Genomic DNA, 21,943 nt, shown 5'->3' with positions numbered 1-21,943 from the left:
GATCACTTAACGATCCATAAAACAAAGGCCGTTAAGGATTCTTATACCCTTTCAAGCCGCCAGCTGGTGGAATCTTGTCCACGCTGGGGATAAGGGGAGGAAGCACTCAGTAATCCACGGAAAACAGGGGGCCCTACAAAAACATCATCCTTTAAATCTTTCTTATTTATTTTAGGGTGACCCAAACGAACGGCGGAGAAGACACGCATGGACCTAACAGACTGGATGTACACCCTGTACCCCTATGCAAAGTCGCTCCATATCATGGCCGTGCTCAGCTGGATGGCCGGTCTCTTCTATCTCCCACGTCTGTTCGTGTATCACGTGGAGCAGGCTGAGAAGGTCCCAGAGACAGGTCCGGTGTTCCTGACCATGGAACAGAAGCTCATGAAGGTGATCATGCGCCCTGCGATGCACACCGCCTGGCTCGCCGGCCTTTTCATCGTCTTTACGCCAGGGATGATCGACTGGTCCCATATATGGCCTTGGACCAAAGGCGCCTGTGTAATCGGTATGACGCTGTTTCACACCTGGCTTGTCTGGCGCATCGAGGATTTCGAAGCCGGGCGGAACCGCCTGACGGGAAGACAGTTCAGGATGGCAAACGAAGTGCCGACGCTCCTGATGGTGGTCATCGTCATATCGGTCATTTTCAAGTTCTGAGGCCGATCTTACGCCCCTGACAGGGTCGGGTGTGCCACAGTTGTAAGCATTGCCTCAGGCGGCCTCTGAGGCGGTATTTGACTCATCGTGGACATGCCCCTATGTATGGCCCTCAACGGGCCCGTCCGGGCATTCGTGTCTTCCGATTTGATAATGACACCTCTCCCCGATGCCGGGGACGCAAAGGCTGTATGTAGATGACCGTCCAATCCCTGAATCTTTCCGATCTGAAAGCCAAAAGCCCCAAGGACCTTTTGTCCATGGCCGAAGATCTGGAGATCGAAAACGCCTCGACCATGCGCAAGGGCGAGATGATGTTCCAGATCCTGCGTGAACGCGCAGATGAAGGATGGGACATTGCCGGCGACGGCGTTCTGGAAGTTCTGCAAGACGGATTCGGTTTCCTGCGCTCGCCCGAAGCGAACTACCTGCCCGGTCCCGATGATATCTACGTCTCGCCCGACATGATTCGTCAGTACTCTCTGCGCACTGGCGATACCGTCGAAGGGCAGATCAAGGCCCCGCTGGAAAATGAACGCTATTTCGCGCTGACCAATGTCACCAAGATCAACTTTGAAGATCCTGAAAAGGCCCGTCACAAGATCGCGTTCGACAACCTGACGCCGCTGTACCCGGATGAGCGGCTGAAAATGGAGGTCGAAGATCCCACGATCAAGGATAAATCCGCCCGTGTGATCGACCTGGTCGCGCCCATCGGTAAAGGTCAGCGCTCCCTGATCGTGGCGCCGCCGCGGACTGGTAAGACCGTGATTTTGCAGAACATTGCGAACTCGATTGAGAAGAACCATCCGGAATGCTACCTGATCGTCCTGCTGATCGACGAACGCCCGGAAGAGGTCACCGACATGCAGCGTTCGGTCAAGGGCGAGGTCGTTTCCTCCACCTTTGACGAGCCGGCAACGCGCCACGTGGCAGTGTCGGAAATGGTCATCGAAAAGGCCAAGCGTCTGGTTGAGCATAAACGAGATGTTGTGATTCTTTTGGACTCGATCACAAGACTTGGTAGGGCTTTTAACACCGTGGTTCCGTCCTCGGGTAAGGTTTTGACCGGCGGTGTCGACGCCAACGCCCTGCAGCGGCCGAAACGCTTCTTCGGTGCTGCCCGGAACATCGAAGAAGGCGGATCGCTGACCATTATCGCAACCGCGCTGATCGATACCGGCAGCCGTATGGACGAGGTCATCTTCGAAGAATTCAAAGGCACCGGTAACTCCGAACTGGTCCTGGATCGTAAAATTGCCGACAAACGCGTCTTCCCGGCGATCGACATTCTCAAGTCGGGCACCCGGAAGGAAGACCTGCTTGTCGACAAGGGGGATCTGGCTAAGACCTTTGTTTTGCGGCGAATTCTCAACCCGATGGGTACCACGGACGCCATTGAATTCCTGCTGTCGAAACTGAAACAAACCAAATCCAACTCTGAATTCTTCGATTCGATGAACACCTAGGACCCGGCGGCTCAGGAAAGGACGGCCACACATGGATACGATCTTTGCGTTGGCCTCTGCTCAGGGGAAGGCCGGGGTATCGGTTATTCGTGTCTCTGGCCCACAGGCGCTGGAGGCGATGAACGCGCTTTGCGTAACTGCGGTGCCGGTTCCTGGACGGGGACTGCGGGTGCTGACGGATGCGGCAGGTGATCCTCTGGATGAGGCGCTGGTGCTGAGTTTCGCCGCACCGCATAGCTTTACCGGTGAAAATGTCGTTGAATTTCAGGTGCATGGCAGTATGGCAGTGGTTTCTGCTGTGTTGGATGCGCTTGGCGAAATCGACGGATTGCGGCAGGCAGAACCGGGTGAGTTCACGCGTCGCGCGCTGGAGAACGGACAGCTGGATCTGGCGCAGGTCGAGGGTCTTGCCGATCTGATCGATGCCGAAACTGAGGCGCAGCGCAAACAGGCCCAGGTAGTGCTGTCTGGGGCAATTGGGCAACTGGCCGAACGGTGGCGGAGCGATCTGATCCGGGCAGCCTCTTTGATCGAAGTCACCATTGATTTCGCGGATGAAGAGGTTCCGGTGGATGTTACGCCCGAGGTATCGAGCCTCCTCGCAGGCGTTCAAAAGGATTTGGAAACCGAGGTCGCTGGCGTCAAAATCGCCGAACGCATCCGCTCTGGGTTTGAGGTGGCCATCGTTGGTGCTCCAAACGTCGGGAAATCGACACTTCTGAATGCACTTGCGGGACGTGAGGCAGCCATTACGTCGGAATACGCTGGCACCACGCGGGATATTATCGAGGTAAAGATGGATCTCGCTGGCCTTCCGGTCACGCTTCTCGACACAGCCGGCCTGCGCGATACCGAGGATCACGTCGAAAGCATTGGTATTGCCTTGGCGCGGAAGAGGGCCGAGAATGCTGATATCCGTGTGTTTCTGGCAGAAGCTAGCGAAACGCCTGACGTGGAAATGCAGGACGGAGATATTCGCCTGCTGCCAAAAGCGGATGCTCGGGATGATGCGGAAGATGCAATTTCCGGGAAAACGGGGCAGGGGATCGATAGGCTAGTTGAGCATATTGCGACGGTTTTGAAGTCGCGCTCGGCTCATCCAGGGATCTCCACCCGAAATCGCCACAGGGAGGCTTTGTCTTCCGCGTTGAAGAGCTTACATCAGGCGCAATCGGTTCTCGAGTTGGGACCGGAGCATTATGATCTTGCGGCTGAGGATATGCGGTCAGCAATCCGATCGCTTGAACTGTTGGTTGGACGTGTCGGAGTTGAAAATCTCCTGGATGAGATTTTCTCGAGCTTCTGCCTTGGAAAATGAGGAGTGTTTCACGTGAAACATTCAGCCTATGACGTTGTTGTAATCGGCGGTGGTCACGCCGGCACCGAAGCTGCTCATGCGGCGGCTCGGATGGGTGTAAACACCGCCCTGATCACGTTAAAACGCGAAGGCATCGGCGTGATGTCCTGTAATCCGGCTATTGGCGGTTTGGGCAAAGGCCACCTCGTGCGGGAAATTGACGCTCTTGACGGCGTCATGGGGCGTGTTGCCGATCTTGCCGGCATTCAGTTCCGACTCCTGAATCGGCGGAAGGGACCAGCCGTCCAGGGCCCTCGCGCCCAGTCCGACCGAGCAATCTATCGTCGGGAGATGCTCAAGCTTACCGAACAGCAGGACTGTCTCGATATTATCGAAGGAGAAGCGACCGACTTCATCATGTCCGGCCAATCGGTAACGGGCGTCGTCTTGGCCGATGGATCTCAAATCCCGGCGAAGGCTGTCATTCTCACCTCTGGCACGTTCCTGCGCGGTGTCATTCATATTGGCGATGTGTCGCGACCCGGTGGTCGTATGGGCGATAAACCGTCGGTCAGCCTGGCAGAACGTCTCGATAGCTTTGAATTACCGTTGGGACGCCTCAAGACCGGTACGCCGCCTCGGTTGGACGGAACAACGATTCGTTGGGATGAATTGGAATCGCAGCCCGGGGATGATGATCCAACGTTCTTTTCCTTTGCAACCACGCAGGTGACCGCAAAACAGGTGTCCTGCGGGATTACGCACACCAACGAAAAGACGCATGAGATCATTCGGGAAAACCTTGAACGATCTGCTATGTACGGCGGTCATATCGAAGGGGTCGGACCGCGGTATTGCCCGTCGATTGAAGACAAGGTCGTCAGGTTCGCTGATAAAACATCGCACCAAATCTTTTTGGAACCAGAGGGCGTCGACGATAACACCGTTTATCCAAACGGGATTTCGACGAGCCTGCCGGTGGATGTGCAAGAGGACTACGTGCATTCGATCTTTGGCCTGGAAGACGCCAAGATCATTCAACCCGGATATGCCATTGAGTACGATTACATTGATCCGCGGGCGCTAACACTGGGTTTGGAACTCAAGGAAGTTCCCGGCTTGTTCTTGGCTGGACAAATTAACGGTACAACCGGATACGAAGAGGCCGCTGCACAGGGCCTGGTCGCAGGCCTCAATGCTGCTCGGCGGAGCAGGGAGGAGGACCCGATCGTCTTTGGTCGCTCCGGCAGCTACATTGGGGTTATGGTCGATGACCTGACCACGAATGGCGTGACGGAACCCTACCGGATGTTCACTTCCCGTGCGGAATTCCGTTTGTCCCTCCGGGCCGACAATGCGGATCAACGGCTGACGCCTCTGGCGATTGAGGTTGGCTGCGCGGGGCGGGCCCGCAAAGAAATGTTCCAAAAGAAGATGGAGCGCCTGGATGCTGCGCGAGGTGTTCTGACTGAGTCGGTGTTCACTCCAAAACAGGTTTCCGAGGCTGGTATCCGCGTAAATCAGGATGGCAATAAACGGACCGGCTTGGATGTCCTGGCGTTTCCTGATGTGTCGTTCGAAGATCTTTTTCCTTTGCTGCCTGAACTCGCGAACAGCGATGCTACAACACGACGTCAGTTGGAGCGTGACGCGCTTTATGCAAATTACATCGACCGGCAGGAGCGAGAGATCGCAGCGCTAAAGCGGGATGAGAGCTATCTGATCCCGAGGGATTTTGAATACGTCGGGATCGAAGGTCTTTCCAACGAGTTGCAACAAAAACTGGAGCGAGCCCGGCCTGAAAACCTGGCGCAGGCAGCACGTCTGGATGGGATGACGCCGGCTGCACTGGCCCTGCTTTTGGCAAGGTTGCGGAAGAGTTCCACCCAACGGAGCCGTACTGCATGACAACCGAAGCTTTGTTGGAACGGCTGAATGTTTCACGTGAAACACTCGACCGGCTGAAAATATTCGAACAAGTTTTGTTAAAATGGAATCCGAAGATCAACCTAGTTTCCCGGAACAGCCTGGATGACCTTTGGACCCGTCATATCATCGATTCGGTCCAGGTTTTCCGATGTGTTTCTCCGCCAAACCACTGGGTTGATATGGGAAGTGGCGGCGGCCTTCCAGGTGTTATCGTCGCCATTATGGCGGCAGAGGAATCTCCAAATACCAAGGTTACGCTGATCGAATCGGATCAACGAAAGTCGGCTTTCCTGCGTACGGCGGCACGGGAGTGCGGGGCGAAACTTACCGTAATTTCAAAGCGAATAGAGCAGGCGGACCCGCAAAATGCGGATGTTCTGTCTGCGCGGGCGCTTGCGGATCTGTCGCTCCTACTGGAATTTTCTGAACGGCACCTCACCCCGACAGGCACCGCCTTGTTCCCAAAAGGTGCAAACTGGAAAAAAGAAGTGGATAACGCGCGGCAACGATGGCGATTCGATTTCGAACCGATTACAAGTTTAACCGAACCCGACGCGGTCGTACTGAAAATAGAGGGAGTTGCTCGTGTCTGACTTATCCCGCCCGGATGGGCCACGTATCATCGCGGTTGCTAATCAAAAGGGTGGAGTAGGTAAAACAACGACGGCAATAAACCTTGCTGCGGCCTTGGTCGAAGGCGGATTGCGCGTCCTGGTCGTTGATCTGGACCCGCAGGGGAATGCATCCACCGGCCTGGGAATTGAGGCCGATGATCGGGATTACACCACCTACGATCTTTTGGTTGATGATGCGCCGCTGTCCGAGGTTATTCGGGCAACTGAGATCGAGGATCTCTGCGTTATTCCGGCGACGGTGGATTTGAGTTCCGCCGATATCGAACTGGTTTCCAACGAAAAGCGCAGCTTCCTATTGCATGATGCCCTGCGACAGACGGCGATGGACGAATACGAATGGGATTACATCCTGATCGATTGCCCGCCTTCGCTGAACCTGCTTACGGTGAATGCCATGGTCGCCGCGCATTCGGTTCTTATCCCGCTGCAAAGTGAGTTCTTCGCGCTCGAGGGGGTATCGCAGTTAATGCTGACGATTCGTGAGGTACGGCAGGCGGCAAACCCGGATCTGAGGATCGAAGGTGTGGTGCTGACGATGTACGACCGTCGCAATAATCTGTCGCAACAGGTTGAACAGGATGCGCGCGACAACCTGGGTGAGCTGGTCTTCCGGACTGTGATTCCCCGGAATGTACGGGTGAGCGAGGCGCCGTCCTATGCGCTACCAGTCCTGAACTACGATACGAATTCGCTGGGGGCGCGGGCGTACCGGGCACTGGCAGAAGAAATAGTCGCCAATCATCAAAGACTGGCAGCATAAAGGGGAGGGCACCATGACAGAAAAAAAGAACAAACCTCGCGGATTGGGACGTGGATTGTCGGCGCTGATGGCCGATGTGAACCCGGAACCCGTCAGCACCCAAGCCGAAGCACCCCGCAATGCCGAAGTATTGGTGCCAATCGAGAAGGTTACCGCCAACCCTGATCAGCCCCGTCGGCAGTTTCTTCAAGAAGATCTGGATGACCTGACGGCCTCTATCAAGGAAAAGGGTGTCTTGCAGCCGCTAATCGTGCGTCCGCGCGATGGCGGTATGTACGAGATCGTGGCTGGTGAACGGCGCTGGCGGGCCGCGCAGGCGGCGCAGCTGCATGAGGTTCCGGTTCTGATCCGGGACTATGACGACGTTGAAATGCTCGAAGTCGCCATCATCGAAAACATTCAGCGGTCAGACCTGAATGCGATGGAAGAGGCGCAGAGCTATAAGCAGTTGATGGAAAAGTTCGGCCACACCCAGGAAAAAATGGCTGAGGCGTTGGGCAAGAGCCGTAGCCATATTGCCAACCTTGTGCGGCTTCTTCACCTACCTTCCGACGTGCAACAGCTTGTTCAGGAACGGAAATTGTCCGCGGGCCACGCGCGGGCGCTGATTACGTCGGACCATGCATCGGAACTGGCCAAGAAGATCGTCAAAGGCGGGCTGTCCGTCCGCGCGACCGAGAATCTGGTGAAAAAGGATGCTGCGGGTACCACAACGAGCGCGTCTCCGAAAAAACCGCGCAAAGAGGTGGAAAAGGACGCGGATACCCGCGCGCTTGAAGGCGATCTGTCAGCGATGCTGCGGATGAAGGTTTCGATTGATCACATCGCGGGCGGGGAGAGCGGCTCGGTGACGATCAGCTATGAGACGCTTGATCAGTTGGATGAGCTTTGCAATCTGCTCAGCCGTTAGGGCGCGACCAGATAAAGGTCAGAACGCCTGACAGAACCACCGCCTGAATAATCAGGATGTGGGAGGGGGCGCCCAGCATCAGAGACAACAGAAAGACGGCGGCAATCGATCCGGTTGCCGCCTTTTTTGCGGTTGGTCGGATGGCACCGTTTTCGCGCCAATCCAGGATCATTGGCCCGAAGATGTTGTGAGAGATGATCCAGTCGTGCAGCCGCTCCGAAGAGTTTGCGAAAAAGAATGTTGCCAGAAGCAGGAAGGGCACGGTGGGGAGCAGGGGAAGGATAACCCCGACGATTGCCAATGCTACGCAACAAATCCCTAGTCCGGCGTAGATATAGCGCATTGGGTCAGTCCACCAAGAGATCGCGAAGGATCGCGTTGAGCACCGCACGTCCCTTGTCTGTGGCATGCAGTCTTTGTCCTGAGATAGAGATCATTCCCATCTTGGCAAGGTCCTGCAGCTTGTCAGCGTTTAGCGGCGTGCCAGAGAGTTGTGCGTAGCGCTCCATATCCAGCCCTTCCCGCAGGCGCATCCCCATCATCAGGCATTCGACAGCGGCATCCTCGCGCTCCAGGGCTTCCCGCAGGTTTTCGCCAGAGCCGTTAGAAACGGCTTGCAGCCAGGCACCGGGGGCGCGGTGGGTTTCGGTGGCATAGCGGGCGCCATCCAGAGTGATACGGCCATGGGCGCCGGGGCCGATGCCCACATAGTCGCCGTACCGCCAGTAAATCAGGTTGTGGCGGCTCTCCGCGCCGGGAACCGCGTGATTGGAAACCTCATAGGCGGGCATGCCATGGGCGGCGCAGATGTCCTGTGTCAGCTGGTACATGTCTGCGGCGCTGTCATCGCTGGGCAGGTCCCGCAGCTTACCCCGGGCATAACGGTCGCCAAAGGCGGTGCCTTCTTCGATCGTCAGCTGATAGAGCGACAGGTGGTCGATGGACATCGACAGTGCTTCGGTCAGCTCTGCCTGCCAGTCCTGCGGCGTTTGACCTTGCCGGGCATAGATCAGGTCGAAACTGACGCGGTCAAAACAATTGCGCGCAATGTCAAAGGCGGCCTTGGCTTCGCCCACGGAATGGATACGGCCAAGGCGGCGCAGGTCGGCGTCGTTGAGCGCCTGAATGCCCATCGAGACCCGGTTCACTCCTGCGTCGCGATAGCCTGCAAACCTGCCAGCTTCGACCGATCCGGGGTTCGCCTCGAGCGAAATTTCGATGTCATTGGCAAAGGGCCAGATATCCCGCGCGGCGTCGATCACGGCGGCAACGGTGTCGGGATGCATCAGCGAAGGGGTGCCGCCACCAAAGAAGATCGAATTCAACACGCGGCCCTGAAGCTGCTCGGACACACGTGCCAGCTCAGATTGATAGGTTTTGACCCAGACGCTTTGGTCTATATTTGCGGTGACGTGGCTGTTGAAATCGCAATAGGGGCATTTGGCCTGACAAAAGGGCCAGTGCACATAGAGGCCAAAGCCCCCATTGCGCCAGTCATCCACGGGATGGGTCATTCCCCGAAACACCCTTTGATGAACTTTGCCACGGCGTTTGCGCGATGGCTGATCTTATTCTTTTCCCAGCGGTCCATCTCGGCAAAGGTCATGTCAAAGCCATCAGGTATGAACATCGGATCATAGCCAAAACCAGCCTCGCCGCGGATCGGCCAGATCAGATGACCGGGGGCAATACCTTCGAAGACCTCGTCATGGCCATCGGGCCAGGCCAGAACCAGCGTGCAGCGGAACTGCGCGGTACGCGGGTGGGGGGCGTTCTTGGCTTCCAGCTCGTCATGGGCGCGGGTCATGGCCATCATAAAGTCGCGGCCATTGCCGGTTTCCGCCCAGTCTGCGGTATAGACGCCCGGCGCCCCATCTAGGGCGTCGATGGTGATCCCAGAATCATCGGACAGGGCAGGGAGCCCGGTTGCCTTGGCCGCGGCATGCGCCTTGATCCGGGCGTTGCCGACAAAGGTGTCCTCGGTTTCCTCAGGTTCTGGCAGATCCATTTCGGCGGCGCCGACAACGGAGACGCCAAAGGGCTTGAGGAGATGCGCCATCTCCTCAAGCTTGCCTTTGTTATGCGTGGCGATCAACAGCCGATCGCCTTCAAACTTACGGCTCATGCGCAGGCTGCCTTTTGCATTTCTGCCAGCTCGGCGGTGCCTTTTGCGGCCAGATCCATCAGGGAATTCATCTGCTCGCGCGAGAACATCGATCCTTCGGCGGACATCTGCACTTCGATCAGTTTACCGGATCCGGTCATGATGAAGTTGCCATCGACGCCGGCTTCGGAATCTTCGGGGTAGTCCAGATCAAGAACCGGCTGGCCGGCATAGATCCCGCAGGATACGGCTGCCACCGGATCGACCAGCGGGTCGATACTGACATCGCCGGCCTTCATCAGTTTGTTGACTGCCAGACGCAGGGCCACCCAGCCACCGGTGATCGAGGCGCAACGGGTGCCGCCATCGGCTTGCAGCACGTCACAGTCGATACTGATCTGGCGTTCGCCCAGGGCCACGCGGTCCACGCCGGCGCGCAGGGCGCGGCCGATCAGGCGTTGGATTTCGACGGTACGGCCGCCTTGCTTGCCAGCCGAGGCTTCGCGGCGCATCCGGGTGTTGGTCGCGCGGGGCAGCATGCCGTATTCCGCAGTCACCCAGCCAAGGCCGGATCCCTTGATAAAGGGCGGCACGCGGTCTTCGATGGTGGCGGTGCACAGAACATGGGTGTCGCCAGCCTTGATCAGGCATGATCCCTCGGCATGTTTGGTGAATCCGGTTTCGATGGAAATCGGGCGCATCTCGTTCAGTTGTCGTCCAGAGGGTCGCATGAGTAATCCTTTTTTTGCTGGCCTTCGGATAGCCCTGCCTGCGCGCGGTATGCAAGCATGATTGACCTTTGCGTGTGGGCCTCTTTAATGGCAATCCGGAAAAGCCTTCCTATCTATGTAGCGTGTAACCGCTGAAAATGCTCATGACAGACGCAAACAATATCCTGAAAGACATGAACGACCGGTCGCGGGATGTGTTCCGGGCGGTCGTGGAATCCTATCTGGAAAGCGGCGATCCCGTCGGCAGCCGTACCCTGACCCGGTCGCTGAGCGAAAAGGTCAGCGCGGCGACGGTACGCAACGTGATGCAGGATCTGGAGTTTCTGGGCCTGCTCGACAGCCCGCATGTCAGCGCCGGACGGGTGCCGACGCAGCTGGGTCTGCGGATGTTCGTCGATGGCCTGCTGGAGGTCGAGGATCTGAAGGCGCAGGACCGCGAAAAGATCGACGCCACCCTGGGTCGCAATTCCGGCGATGTGAGCGGTATGCTCGACCGTGTCGGGGCGGCGCTTTCCGGGGTGACGCAGGGTGCCTCGCTGGTACTGACGCCAAAGCATGAAGCAGAGATCCGCCATATCGAATTCGTTTCGCTGGGTCATGACCGGGCGATGGTGGTGCTGGTGTTTTCCGATGGTCACGTGGAAAACCGGCTGTTCACCCCGCCGCCGGGGCAGACGCCCAGTTCGATGCGCGAGGCGGCCAATTTCCTGAATGCCCTCGTCGAAGGGCGCACGCTGAGTGACGTGCGCCTCGACATGCAGGAAGAGATCGCCACCCGGCGGCAGGAGATCGACAACCTGGCGCATCAGCTGATCGAAAGCGGTCTGGCCGCCTGGGAAGAAGACGGCAGCGACCAGGCGCGTCTGATCGTGCGGGGACGCGCGAATCTGCTGGCGGATAATGGCGTCACAGAAGAACTGGATCTGATCCGCAGCCTGTTCGACGATCTGGAGCGCAAGCAGGATATTGCCGAATTCCTGGAACTCACCGAAGAGGGCGAGGGCGTGCGCATTTTTATTGGCTCGGAGAACAAACTTTTCTCACTTTCGGGTTCCTCTTTGGTGGTGTCTCCTTATATGAACGCGGATCGAAAGGTGATTGGCGCGGTGGGGGTGATTGGCCCGACCCGCCTGAACTACGGACGGATTGTGCCCATCGTGGACTATACGGCGCAACTGGTCGGCAAATTGCTGTCAGACCGGAGTTAGAGGTGAAAAATGGCAGAGCCCAAGAACGACGATTTTCTCGACGATATCGCAAATGCCGAAGCAGAAGAGCTGGCGGCACAGACCGAAGAATTTGATGACGCGGCGCTGGAGCTGGATGCCCTGCGAGCCGAGCGTGATGAGCTGAAGGACCGGTTCATGCGCGCTCTGGCGGATGCCGAGAATTCGCGCAAGCGGGGCGACAAGGCCCGCCGCGAAGCCGAGCAATATGGCGGCTCGAAGCTGGCCCGTGACATGCTGCCGGTGTTCGACAACATGAAGCGCGCGGTTGAATCGGTAACCGACGAACAAAAAGAGGCGGCCTCGGCCCTGATCGAAGGTGTTGAGCTGACCATGCGGGCGCTGCTGGGCGTGTTTGAAAAGCACGGCATCCGCGTTGTCTCGCCCGCAGTGGGTGACAAGTTTGACCCGCAGGTGCACGAAGCCATGTTCGAAGCCCCGGTGCCCGGCACCAAGGCGGGCGAGATCATTCAGGTTTCCGCCGAAGGTTTCATGCTGCACGACCGCCTGCTGCGGCCGGCGCAGGTCGGGGTCTCCTCGACACCGGCATAAGGTTGCTGGGGTTATTGGTGTAAATCGCCTCGGACCCTGCATTCAGTATTGGAAAAGGCGACCCACGCGGGTCGCCTTTTGCGTTTATACAGCTTTGCGTTTACGCAGTGGCGTCTTTCAGACGGTAGAGCGCCTCCAGCGCCTCGCGCGGGGTCAGATCGTCGGGGTGGATGCTGTCCAGCAATTCCTCGACCGGTGACGGACCTGCGGCGGGCTTGGGCTGTGGCGGCGGGGCCGCAGCAAAGAGTGGTAGATCGTCGATCTGGATCTTTGCACCTGCACCTTCGCGGCTGCCTTGTTCCAGCATATCCAGCACATCGCGCGCCCGTGCCACAACCGAAGCTGGCAGGCCGGCAAGCTGCGCCACCTGCACCCCGTAGGAGCGGTCGGCGGCGCCTTTTTTGACCTCGTGCAGGAAGATGACCTCTCCCTCCCACTCCTTGACGGTGACGGTGGCGTTTTCGACGCCTTCCAGCTTACCGGCCAGTTGGGTCATCTCGTGATAGTGGGTCGCGAACAGGGCGCGGGCCCGGTTCACCTCGTGCAGGTGTTCCAGCGTGGCCCAGGCGATGGACAGGCCATCATAGGTCGCGGTGCCGCGGCCGATTTCATCAAGGATCACCAGAGCACGGTCATCGGCCTGGTTCAGGATCGCAGCGGTTTCCACCATTTCAACCATGAAGGTGGAGCGTCCGCGCGCCAGATCGTCCGAGGCCCCGACGCGGCTGAACAGCTGGCTGATCAACCCTATATGCGCGGCTTCGGCGGGAACATAGCTGCCCATCTGCGCCAACAGCGCGATCAGCGCGTTCTGCCGCAGGAAGGTCGATTTACCGGCCATGTTGGGACCGGTCAGCAGCCAGATCGCGGCGCCATCCCCAGCCGAGAGATCGCAATCATTGGCGACGAAGGTATCGCCGCCCTGTTGTCGCAGTGCCTGTTCCACCACCGGGTGGCGTCCGCCCTCCACGTGAAACGCGCGGGAGGCGTCCACCTTGGGCCGGGTCCAGTTTTCACCGCGGGCCAGATCGGCCAATGCGGTCACCAGATCCAGCTCTGCCAACCCTTTGGCAGCGGTATTGAGGCGTGCAGCGGTGTCCAGAATGGCGTTAGAAAGCCTTTCATAGAGCCGCTTTTCGATCTCAAGCGCCCGGTTTCCTGCGTTCAGGATCCGGGTTTCGATCTCGCTCAGCTCCACTGTGGTGAAACGCACCTGATTTGCGGTAGTTTGACGGTGGATATAGGTTTCGGATAGCGGCGCCGACAGCATCTTTTCCGCGTGGGTCGCGGTGGTTTCGATGAAATAGCCCAGCACGTTGTTGTGCTTGATCTTCAGCGAGGTGATGCCGGTGTGCTCCGCATACTTCTGCTGCATCCCGGCGATGATCGAGCGTCCCTCATCGCGCAGGGTGCGGGCCTCATCCAGTTCCGGATCATAGCCGGTCGCGATGAACCCGCCGTCACGGGCCAGAAGCGGCGGATCGGCCACCAGCGCGGCATCCAGCAGCGACAGAAGATCGTCAAAGCCAAGGAGATCGCGCACGGCACCGCCGATCAGTTCGGGAAGATCCTGTCCTTCGCACATCTGGGCGATGGTTTCGGCCTGCACCAGCCCGTTGCGGATGGCAGCAAGATCACGCGGACCACCGCGTTCCAGCGCAAGGCGCGACAGGGCGCGGTCCAGATCCGGCGTCTTGCGCAGCGCCGCGCGGATATCCTGCGAAAGCTGCGTCGCCTCGACCGCAAAATCCAGTGCCGCCAATCGTGCGCTGATCACATCCAGCGTGCGCGAAGGGCTGGCCATGCGCTGTTCCAAAAGACGCGCACCACCGGGGGTGACGGTCCGGTCCACCACCGACAACAGCGATCCGGCGCGCCCGCCCGACAGGGAGCGGGTCAGTTCAAGACTGGCGCGGGTCGAGGCGTCGATCTGTACCACGCGGTCCTGTGCCTCCTGTACCGGCGGCTGCAACAGCGGCAGTTTGCCCTTCTGCGTAATCGCCAGATAGTCGATCAGCGCACCCATGGCTGAGACCTCGGCGCGGGTGAAGGTGCCGAACCCATCCAGCGCGCCGACGTTGAACAGGGTGCAGATGCGTTTTTCTGCCGCCGTGCTGTCGAAACTTGCCTTGCCCAGCGGGGTCAGCGGGATCTTGTATTCATCTGCCAGCGGGCGGGTCGCATCAAAAGGCGCGCCATCAGCGACGATCAATTCCGATGGCGCCAGCCGTGCCAGTTCCGGCGACAGGCGCACCCGGGCGATGGGCATCACGTGAAACGCGCCGGTGGAAATATCCGCCCAGGCTAGGGCCGCTTCGTCGCGCAACTCGGAATAGGAAACCAGGAAGTTGTGGCGCCGCGCTTCGAGCAGGGAATCTTCGGTCAGCGTGCCGGGAGTCACCAGCCGCACCACATCCCGTTTCACCACGGATTTGGAGCCGCGTTTCTTGGCTTCGGCCGGGCTTTCCAGCTGTTCGCCTACCGCGACGCGGAACCCTTTGCGGATCAGGGTCAGCAGATACCCTTCGGCGGCATGCACGGGAACGCCGCACATGGGAATATCCTCACCGTCGTGTTTGCCCCGTTTGGTCAGGGCGATGTCCAGCGCCTCTGCGGCATTGACCGCGTCGTCAAAGAACATCTCGTAGAAATCGCCCATCCGATAAAAAAGCAACGCATCGGGATGCGCTGCTTTGATCTCAAGATATTGCGCCATCATGGGCGTAACGGTCATGCGAGCTCCCCCGGGGTTATTTGCCCGACATTTACAATGCGGACGGTCCAAGGAAAACCCGATTACCCGGATTTGCAATCTGTTGCTCAGACCCTGGCGGGCCGACGTTGATCAGAACAGCACGCCGATCGATTGCGGGCTGTAGTTCGCAATCGACAAAGAGGTGGTACCCAGCTGTTTTTGCACATCAAGCGCAACCAGCCGCGCCGCGGATTCCTCGATATTGGCATCCACCAGGGCGCCGATCCCCTTTTTTGTGGCATCAGCAAGGTTCTGCACGGTCTTGTTCTCTTCTGCCAGTCCATTGGCCGAGGCCCCAAGTGCAGCAGCACCTTCGATGGCAAAGCGCAGGAAACCGGTAATCTCACTCAGCGCGGTTTGGGCGCTTGCCTGATCCGTGACCTGGGTGCGGTTGTTGATATCGAACAACGGGTCGCTTTCGAAATCGACACCATCCACTGTCAGCAACGACAGGTCTGCTCCGGTTGGAATACTAAGGCCGGTTGCGCCATTGCCGTCCACATTTGTGGCCAGCAGGTTGGCACCGTTGAACTGGGAGGAGGAAATGATCGAATTGATTTCCTCCGTCTTCTGGGCCAGCTGCGCTTCGATCTTGGAATAGTCAACAAGGCCGCTGCTTGCCGTAAGTGCCAGTTCCTTCATTTCGATGACCGCTTCGGAAATCCGTTCCGCACCAGCCGAGGCGACGGCGACGGTGGACTCACCCAGCGACAGCGCATCAGAGGTTGCCCGCAGCCCGGAGACATCGGCCTCCATGATCTGGGAAATCGCCCAAAGCGCGGCATTGTCTTTGGCGGTATTCACCTCTTTTCCGGTTGCGACCTCGTTCTGGACGGTTTCCAGCTGCTGTGTCGTCCCTCCCAGCAGGTGTAGCGCCGTGGCAGCGCCGGTGTTGGAGTTGATACTTGTCATATCGTGCATCCCAAATTTACCCTGCCCGCCGGTATTGCGGCGGCGGGTGTGACTTTTTCAGAAATGGTCGTATGCCGTTCTGACATGTGCTGTTCTGGCGCCGGTTTGCGGCCTTATAGCCACGCGTCACACAGAAGCTGTTAAGCATTATTAACGGAATATAGCGCGGATCGGTCGAGATTGTGGCGAAAAGCCGACGGAATCTATCAAGTTTTATTTGAAATATTATTGCTTTTTAGGGGTCGTTTTCTTTCCGGATCGGATTGAGAGGGACGCAGGGCTGGGATAAGACTGTGCCCGATTAGGAGAGGACACCTACAGCCCATGCCCAAAGCGAAGATCACAAACGAAGAGGCGCTTGCCTTCCATCTGGAGCCGACACCCGGCAAATGGGAAATCAATGCGACCGTCCCGATGACCACGCAGCGGGATCTCTCCCTGGCCTATTCCCCCGGTGTTGCGGTGCCATGCGAAGCGATCGCGGCGAACCCGGAAACCGCCTATGATTATACCAACAAGGGCAACCTGGTGGCTGTAATCTCCAACGGGACGGCGGTTTTGGGGCTTGGAAACCTGGGCGCGCTGGGATCGAAACCGGTGATGGAGGGGAAATCTGTCCTGTTCAAACGCTTTGCCGATGTGAACTCGATCGACATTGAGCTCGACACCGAAGATCCGGACAAGTTCATCGACGCGGTCAAGCTGATGGGCCCGACCTTTGGCGGCATCAACCTTGAAGACATCAAGGCGCCCGAGTGTTTCATCATCGAGCAGCGCCTGAAGGAAGAGATGGATATCCCCGTCTTCCATGACGACCAACACGGCACCGCCGTGATCTGTGCGGCGGGCCTGATCAATGCGCTGCATATCTCGGGCAAGAAGATCGAAGACGTGAAAATCGTGCTGAACGGCGCGGGCGCGGCGGGCATCGCCTGTATCGAGCTGCTGAAATCCATGGGCGCGCGGCACGACAACTGCATCGTCTGCGACACCAAGGGTGTGATCTATCAGGGCCGAACCGAAGGTATGAACCAGTGGAAGTCGGCCCATGCGGTCAAGACCGAGCTGCGGACGCTTGAGGAAGCAATGGAAGGCGCCGATGTCTTCCTTGGCGTGTCGGTCAAAGGCGCGGTGACGCAGGAGATGGTTGCCTCCATGGCCGACAACCCTGTGATCTTTGCCATGGCAAACCCGGATCCCGAAATCACACCGGAAGAGGCCCACGAGGTCCGCGTCGACGCCATCGTCGCCACGGGCCGCTCGGACTATCCCAACCAGGTGAACAACGTTCTGGGCTTTCCCTACTTGTTCCGCGGGGCGCTGGACATCAATGCGCGCGCCATCAACGACGAGATGAAGATCGCTTGCGCTCATGCGCTGGCCGCATTGGCGCGCGAGGACGTGCCCGACGAGGTGGCGCTGGCCTATGGCAAATCGCTGACTTTTGGTCGCGATTACATCATCCCGACACCGTTTGATCCGCGTCTGATCCACCGGATTCCCCCAGCCGTGGCCAAGGCGGGCATGGACACGGGTGCTGCGCGTCGTCCCATCATCGACATGGAAGCCTATGAGATCAGCCTGAAAAGCCGGATGGACCCGACGGCCTCGATCCTGCGCGGCCTCAACGCCCGCGCGCGTTCGGCTCAGTCGCGGATGATCTTTGCCGAGGGCGACGATCCCCGGGTGCTGCGCGCTGCCGTTACCTATCAGCGGTCCGGCTTTGGCAAGGCGCTGGTCGTTGGCCGTGCCGATGATGTGAAGGCCAAGCTGGAGGCCGCCGGCCTTGGCGATGCGGTACGCGAGCTGGAGGTGGTCAATGCTGCCAACACCCAGCATTTCGACACCTACAAGGATTTCCTGTTCAACCGCCTGCAACGCAAGGGCTTCGACCGTAAGGACATCCACCGTCTGGTGGGCCGTGACCGGCACGTCTTCTCGGCGCTGATGCTGGCGCATGGGCATGGCGATGGTCTGGTCACCGGTGCCACCCGGAAATCCGCGCATGTTCTGGATCAGATCAACCACGTCTTTGATGCCGATGCCAAACACGGCGCGGCCGGCGTGACCGCGTTGCTGCATAAGGGCCGGATCGTGCTGATTGGCGATACGCTGGTGCATGAATGGCCGGATGAGAACGATCTGGCGACGATTGCCGAACGCGCTGCTGGTGTGGCCCGGCACATGGGGCTGGATCCCCGCGTGGCCTTTGTCAGCTTCTCGACCTTTGGCTACCCGGTGTCCGAGCGGGCGGAAAAGATGCATATCGCCCCGGGCGTTCTGGACAAGCGCGGCGTCGATTTTGAATACGAAGGCGAAATGACCGTGGATGTGGCGCTGAATGCCAAGGCGCAGGAGAATTACCCGTTCCAGCGTCTGTCGGGCCCCGCGAACATTCTGATCGTGCCTGCCCGGCACTCGGCCTCCATCTCGGTCAAGCTGATGCAGGAAATGGGCGGTGCCACCGTGGTTGGCCCGATCCTGGCGGGCGTGGATAAGCCGATCCAAATCTGCTCGACCACCTCGACCGCTAATGACGTGCTGAACATGGCGGTTCTGGCTGCCTGCAACATCGGCTAGGCGGCAACGATGGCAATCTGGAACCTGGGCTCGATCAACGCTGACATGGTCTACGCGCTGCCGCATCTACCGGTGGCGGGTGAGACATTGGCAGCCTCGGGTCTGGACCAGTTTCTGGGCGGCAAGGGGGCCAATATGTCGGTCGCCGCCGCCCGGGCCGGTAGCCACGTCTGCCACATCGGTGCTGTCGGCGCTGATGGCAGATGGGCGGTGGACCGCCTGCTGGAGTACGGCGTCGACACCCGCCATATCGCGCAGATCGACACGCCCACGGGCCATGCAATCATTGCTGTGGATCAGGACGGCGAAAACCAGATCATCCTGTTTCCCGGAGCCAACCGCGCGATCAGCCCGGATCAGATCGGTCAGGCCCTGTCGGCTGCCTCTGCCGGGGATATTCTGGTGATGCAGAACGAGACCAACCTGCAGGTCCATGCGGCGCGGATGGGCCGTGATCTGGGGCTGCGCGTGGCCTATGCGGCAGCGCCTTTTGACGCGGCAGCGGTTGCAGCGGTCTTGCCGCATCTGGATCTTTTGTTCCTGAATGCGGTCGAGGCGCGTCAATTGCAGGATGCAACCGGCAATCCGCCCGAGGCGCTGGGCGTTGAAGATGTGATCGTTACCCTTGGGGCAGCGGGCGCGCGCCATTTCCATGGCACCACAGGCGCGGTGCAGGATATTCCAGCCATGCCGGTCACCCCGGTCGATACCACCGGGGCAGGAGACACCTTTACCGGTTATGTCCTTGCCGGTCTGGATCGCGGAATGCCGATGGCGCAGGCCATGGCGCAAGCCTCCCGCGCGGCGGCCCTGATGGTGACTCGCCATGGCACCGCCGATGTCATTCCCGATCTGAAAGAGGTTCAGGACAGTCGGCTTTGATGCCTCCCCGGACCCGTACTGAGCCTACCGAACGGGTAGAATTCTAACGCCGGTCGATCCGGTTTCTCTTGTTATTCTCGGTGATTTAATCGGGCGATATTCCGGTCAGCTTATGCGTCCGGGATCTGTCCGCCCATGGTTCTGAAATCGTAACTTATTCGAATAAATGCTAAATATGGAGCCAAGGTTCAGGCGGTTTCCCAATACCCGTAGGTGCGAAAAGATCAACATGTCGTGATTTAAGTATGCAAATTCTTAAGCCTCTTCGCGCTAGGAAAAGACTCTGTTGATAGGAGTTTTTAACGATGTCCCTCAGAATGCGGATTGTTGTTGCGCTGTTGGTCAGTTCTTTGGTTGCGATCGCGATTGTCACTGTGCCTTTGTTCATGGGCCTGGGGACAGTCTCGGATGAGGGAACACTCCGCGAGCTGCGTCAGTTCGAGGCCCGTGTCAGTTCCGAGATCGAAGGGCGCCAGCGACTCGCCCTGACCACGGCCCAGACCGTGGCTGCCATGTCGGACGTGCAGCGCGCCGTGGCAGAGCAGGACCGAGACACGCTTGACCGGATTTTCGCCCAAAACTTCAAAGGACTGGCAACGACTGCCGGGATCGCTCAGTTCCAGTTTCACACTCCAGAGGCGCTGTCTCTGTTCCGGGTGCACAAGCCCGAGAAGTTTGGCGATGACCTATCCGGGTTCCGCCATTCCGTTGTTGCCGCGAACAAGACGCAGGCGCCTGTTTCAGGCCTTGAACGGGGACGCGCGGGCATCGGTATCCGCGGTATCGCCCCGATCAGCCATGATGGCAGCCACGTGGGCAGCGTGGAAATCGGCCTCAAATTCGACAGCGCCCTAGTTCAAAGCCTGACCGAAGGAGGCGATTCCGCGCTTGAAATCTACCTTTTGCCAGACAGCGATATCAGTTCGTTCTCCAGCACTGGCGAAGAGATCCGCCGACTGACCGGAAGTTACGACGGTCCCGCCCTTCTGGATGCGGCTGCCATTGCAGGTTTTGTGAAAGGCGAGGCGGCAGAGACGTCGGATTATGACCTTGGCGGCCATGCCTATGCGGGCAGCCCGTTTGAAATCCGCGATTTCTCCGGAAATCTGGTTGCCGTGGGCAATGCGCTTGTCCCCTTGGATGCGATCACGGCGATCACCAATACGATCCGCAACACCGGTATCGGCGCGGCCATCGTGGCGATGGTTCTGGCCGGCGCCATGGCGCTGGGTCTGGGGAAATGGCTGTGTGGTCTCCTGAACCGGATCAGCAACCGGATGATTTCCCTGTCTGAGGGCAATCTGAACATCGAGATGACAGGCCTGCCAGACAAAGGCGAAATCGGCGACATGGCCCGCAGTCTGGGCGTCTTCCATGCAGCCCTGGTCCGCCAGCGTGAGATGGAGCAGACTCAAAAGGCACACAGCGAAAATCAGGCCAAGGTCGTTGCCAGCCTCGGCGCGCGGCTGTCGGAACTCTCAAGCGGTGATCTGACAACCCGCATCTCCGACCGGTTCCCCGAGGATTACGAACAGCTGCGTCTGGATTTCAACCGGACCGTCGAAAATCTGAACGGCACGGTGACGAAAGTGGTGGAATCCGCCTCCAGCATCCGCAGCGGCGCGGCCGAGATCAGCCAGTCTTCGGATGATCTGTCACACCGCACCGAGAGCCAGGCCGCAACGCTCGAAGAAACCGCCGCAGCGCTGGACGAGCTGACGGCGTCGGTCAAATCCGCTGCCGACGGCGCCCGCAGCGTTGAAAACATCATGAATGAGGCCAAGAAAGAGGCCGAGAACAGTGGTGTCGTGGTGCAAAGTGCAGTCTCGGCAATGACCGAGATCGAGCAATCCTCGACCCATATCGCCCAGATCATCAGTGTCATCGACGACATCGCTTTCCAGACCAACCTTCTGGCCCTGAACGCGGGGGTCGAGGCCGCCCGTGCAGGCGAAGCAGGCCGAGGCTTTGCCGTGGTTGCCTCCGAAGTGCGGGCTTTGGCACAGCGGTCCTCCGATGCGGCGATGGAAATCAAGACGCTGATCGGCGATAGCTCAAGACAGGTGGAACGTGGTGTGGATCTGGTTGGCAAGGCCGGCGAGGCCTTGCAGAACATTGTCGAGCGGGTGAACCATATCTCTGGTCTGGTCACCGATATCGCCGAAGGCGCTGTGGAGCAATCCACGGGCCTTGGTGAGATCAACACCGGCGTGGTGCAGCTGGATCAGGTGACTCAGCAGAACGCCGCCATGGTCGAAGAGGCCACCGCAGCAGGGCACATGCTGAACAGTGACGCCACCAAGCTGGCCGAGCTGGTTGCTCATTTCAAAATCGCAGCCGGTGGTAATATCACGGCAATGCCCAACACCCCTGAAGCAGCGCCAAGCATGCCAACGGCCCATGGGGATGCGGACTGGGACTTCAGCGACGCGACACCTGCCGCTGCCACGGATGGCAACGCCGCCATCGACAAGTGGCAGGATTTCTAAAGCCGGAAGCAGGGCTGAATATCAGTCTGAGCTAAGAACAAGACATCAC

The 21,943-nt window shown here is 58.8% G+C and carries 18 protein-coding genes; 12 read left to right on the top strand and 6 right to left on the bottom strand.

Features of this window, described 5'->3' with window-relative positions; translation table 11 throughout:
* Positions 1-207 precede the first annotated feature (207 nt).
* The 7 genes from SM764_RS09660 (at position 208) to SM764_RS09630 (ending at position 7,663) form a co-directional block, all read left to right on the top strand.
* On the top strand, positions 208-663 hold the full coding sequence (locus SM764_RS09660; protein WP_369001650.1) for a CopD family protein: 456 nt from the start codon (positions 208-210) through the stop codon (positions 661-663).
* 197 nt (positions 664-860) lie between these two features.
* Entirely contained in the window at positions 861-2,132 is a 1,272-nt protein-coding gene (gene rho, locus SM764_RS09655; protein WP_065272000.1) for a transcription termination factor Rho, read from the top strand.
* Positions 2,133-2,163: 31 nt separating this feature from the next.
* Entirely contained in the window at positions 2,164-3,450 is a 1,287-nt protein-coding gene (gene mnmE / locus SM764_RS09650; RefSeq protein ID WP_368947689.1) for a tRNA uridine-5-carboxymethylaminomethyl(34) synthesis GTPase MnmE, read from the top strand.
* Between the two features lie 12 nt (positions 3,451-3,462).
* Positions 3,463-5,337 carry a tRNA uridine-5-carboxymethylaminomethyl(34) synthesis enzyme MnmG gene (gene mnmG, locus SM764_RS09645; protein ID WP_369001649.1) on the top strand — a complete coding sequence of 625 codons (1,875 nt, stop codon included), beginning with the start codon at positions 3,463-3,465 and terminating at the stop codon, positions 5,335-5,337.
* The gene (rsmG, locus tag SM764_RS09640; protein ID WP_369001648.1) at positions 5,334-5,951 is read left to right on the top strand and encodes a 16S rRNA (guanine(527)-N(7))-methyltransferase RsmG; all 618 of its coding nucleotides are present in this window, start codon (positions 5,334-5,336) and stop codon (positions 5,949-5,951) included. Before mnmG ends, rsmG begins: the two co-directional genes overlap by 4 nt.
* Positions 5,944-6,753: a ParA family protein gene (locus SM764_RS09635; RefSeq protein ID WP_274829989.1), complete on the top strand. Its 810-nt coding sequence runs from the start codon at positions 5,944-5,946 to the stop codon at positions 6,751-6,753. Before rsmG ends, SM764_RS09635 begins: the two co-directional genes overlap by 8 nt.
* A gap of 13 nt (positions 6,754-6,766) precedes the next feature.
* On the top strand, positions 6,767-7,663 hold the full coding sequence (locus SM764_RS09630) for a ParB/RepB/Spo0J family partition protein (RefSeq protein ID WP_368998257.1): 897 nt from the start codon (positions 6,767-6,769) through the stop codon (positions 7,661-7,663).
* Here SM764_RS09630 and SM764_RS09625 read toward each other — a convergent pair.
* Genes SM764_RS09625 through rph form a run of 4 tightly spaced genes read right to left on the bottom strand, consistent with a single transcriptional unit; the run spans position 7,653 to position 10,498 of the window.
* Positions 7,653-8,006: a YbaN family protein gene (locus SM764_RS09625; protein ID WP_274829988.1), complete on the bottom strand. Its 354-nt coding sequence runs from the start codon at positions 8,004-8,006 to the stop codon at positions 7,653-7,655. The two genes, SM764_RS09630 and SM764_RS09625, sit on opposite strands and share 11 nt — an antisense overlap.
* A gap of 4 nt (positions 8,007-8,010) precedes the next feature.
* Positions 8,011-9,165 (bottom strand): radical SAM family heme chaperone HemW, encoded by a 1,155-nt coding sequence (hemW, locus tag SM764_RS09620; protein WP_369001672.1) that lies wholly within the window; start codon positions 9,163-9,165, stop codon positions 8,011-8,013.
* Positions 9,166-9,173: 8 nt separating this feature from the next.
* A complete protein-coding gene (gene rdgB, locus SM764_RS09615; RefSeq protein WP_369001647.1) occupies positions 9,174-9,788 on the bottom strand; it encodes an RdgB/HAM1 family non-canonical purine NTP pyrophosphatase in 615 nt (204 codons plus the stop codon).
* Complete coding sequence (gene rph, locus SM764_RS09610) at positions 9,785-10,498, bottom strand: ribonuclease PH (protein WP_065271994.1); 714 nt, start codon at positions 10,496-10,498, stop codon at positions 9,785-9,787. Before rph ends, rdgB begins: the two co-directional genes overlap by 4 nt.
* Before the next feature lie 143 nt (positions 10,499-10,641).
* Here rph and hrcA point away from each other — a divergent pair, with 143 nt between their 5' ends.
* Together hrcA and SM764_RS09600 are read left to right on the top strand one after the other, a co-directional pair.
* The gene (gene hrcA, locus SM764_RS09605; RefSeq protein ID WP_065271993.1) at positions 10,642-11,706 is read left to right on the top strand and encodes a heat-inducible transcriptional repressor HrcA; all 1,065 of its coding nucleotides are present in this window, start codon (positions 10,642-10,644) and stop codon (positions 11,704-11,706) included.
* Between the two features lie 9 nt (positions 11,707-11,715).
* A complete protein-coding gene (locus tag SM764_RS09600; RefSeq protein WP_065271992.1) occupies positions 11,716-12,276 on the top strand; it encodes a nucleotide exchange factor GrpE in 561 nt (186 codons plus the stop codon).
* A gap of 100 nt (positions 12,277-12,376) precedes the next feature.
* Here SM764_RS09600 and mutS read toward each other — a convergent pair whose 3' ends face one another.
* Entirely contained in the window at positions 12,377-15,010 is a 2,634-nt protein-coding gene (gene mutS / locus SM764_RS09595; protein ID WP_369001646.1) for a DNA mismatch repair protein MutS, read from the bottom strand.
* 111 nt (positions 15,011-15,121) lie between these two features.
* Positions 15,122-15,943, bottom strand: a complete 822-nt coding sequence (locus SM764_RS09590; RefSeq protein ID WP_065273645.1) for a flagellin N-terminal helical domain-containing protein — start codon at positions 15,941-15,943, stop codon at positions 15,122-15,124.
* A gap of 324 nt (positions 15,944-16,267) precedes the next feature.
* Between SM764_RS09590 and SM764_RS09585 the strand changes: the two genes are divergently transcribed.
* The 3 genes from SM764_RS09585 to SM764_RS09575 all read left to right on the top strand — a co-directional run bounded on the left by SM764_RS09585 (position 16,268) and on the right by SM764_RS09575 (position 21,894).
* Positions 16,268-18,523 (top strand): NADP-dependent malic enzyme, encoded by a 2,256-nt coding sequence (locus SM764_RS09585; protein ID WP_065271990.1) that lies wholly within the window; start codon positions 16,268-16,270, stop codon positions 18,521-18,523.
* Between the two features lie 9 nt (positions 18,524-18,532).
* Positions 18,533-19,405, top strand: coding sequence for a ribokinase (locus SM764_RS09580; protein WP_369001645.1), 873 nt, complete (start codon positions 18,533-18,535; stop codon positions 19,403-19,405).
* Between the two features lie 305 nt (positions 19,406-19,710).
* Positions 19,711-21,894, top strand: a complete 2,184-nt coding sequence (locus SM764_RS09575; RefSeq protein WP_369001644.1) for a methyl-accepting chemotaxis protein — start codon at positions 19,711-19,713, stop codon at positions 21,892-21,894.
* The last annotated feature ends 49 nt before the right edge of the window (positions 21,895-21,943 follow it).

Origin of the sequence: Pseudophaeobacter sp. 1A16562 (genome assembly GCF_041008785.1) — a bacterium.
Taxonomy (GTDB): Bacteria; Pseudomonadota; Alphaproteobacteria; order Rhodobacterales; family Rhodobacteraceae; genus Phycobacter; species Phycobacter gallaeciensis_A.
Note: the sequence above shows the minus strand (reverse complement) of the source record. Positions and strands in the feature narration are given on the sequence as shown.

Excerpts from the sequence above, each read along its gene's own strand:
- rph (WP_065271994.1), bottom strand. The coding sequence starts at position 10,498 with ATGCGACCCTCTGGACGACAACTGAACGAGATGCGCCCGATTTCCATC.
- rdgB (WP_369001647.1), bottom strand. The coding sequence starts at position 9,788 with ATGAGCCGTAAGTTTGAAGGCGATCGGCTGTTGATCGCCACGCATAAC.
- rsmG (WP_369001648.1), top strand. The coding sequence starts at position 5,334 with ATGACAACCGAAGCTTTGTTGGAACGGCTGAATGTTTCACGTGAAACA.
- hrcA (WP_065271993.1), top strand. The coding sequence starts at position 10,642 with ATGACAGACGCAAACAATATCCTGAAAGACATGAACGACCGGTCGCGG.
- SM764_RS09660 (WP_369001650.1), top strand. The coding sequence starts at position 208 with ATGGACCTAACAGACTGGATGTACACCCTGTACCCCTATGCAAAGTCG.
- SM764_RS09575 (WP_369001644.1), top strand. The coding sequence starts at position 19,711 with ATGTCCCTCAGAATGCGGATTGTTGTTGCGCTGTTGGTCAGTTCTTTG.
- SM764_RS09585 (WP_065271990.1), top strand. The coding sequence starts at position 16,268 with ATGCCCAAAGCGAAGATCACAAACGAAGAGGCGCTTGCCTTCCATCTG.
- SM764_RS09625 (WP_274829988.1), bottom strand. The coding sequence starts at position 8,006 with ATGCGCTATATCTACGCCGGACTAGGGATTTGTTGCGTAGCATTGGCA.
- mutS (WP_369001646.1), bottom strand. The coding sequence starts at position 15,010 with ATGACCGTTACGCCCATGATGGCGCAATATCTTGAGATCAAAGCAGCG.
- SM764_RS09580 (WP_369001645.1), top strand. The coding sequence starts at position 18,533 with ATGGCAATCTGGAACCTGGGCTCGATCAACGCTGACATGGTCTACGCG.
- SM764_RS09630 (WP_368998257.1), top strand. The coding sequence starts at position 6,767 with ATGACAGAAAAAAAGAACAAACCTCGCGGATTGGGACGTGGATTGTCG.
- SM764_RS09590 (WP_065273645.1), bottom strand. The coding sequence starts at position 15,943 with ATGACAAGTATCAACTCCAACACCGGCGCTGCCACGGCGCTACACCTG.
- mnmE (WP_368947689.1), top strand. The coding sequence starts at position 2,164 with ATGGATACGATCTTTGCGTTGGCCTCTGCTCAGGGGAAGGCCGGGGTA.
- rho (WP_065272000.1), top strand. The coding sequence starts at position 861 with ATGACCGTCCAATCCCTGAATCTTTCCGATCTGAAAGCCAAAAGCCCC.
- SM764_RS09600 (WP_065271992.1), top strand. The coding sequence starts at position 11,716 with ATGGCAGAGCCCAAGAACGACGATTTTCTCGACGATATCGCAAATGCC.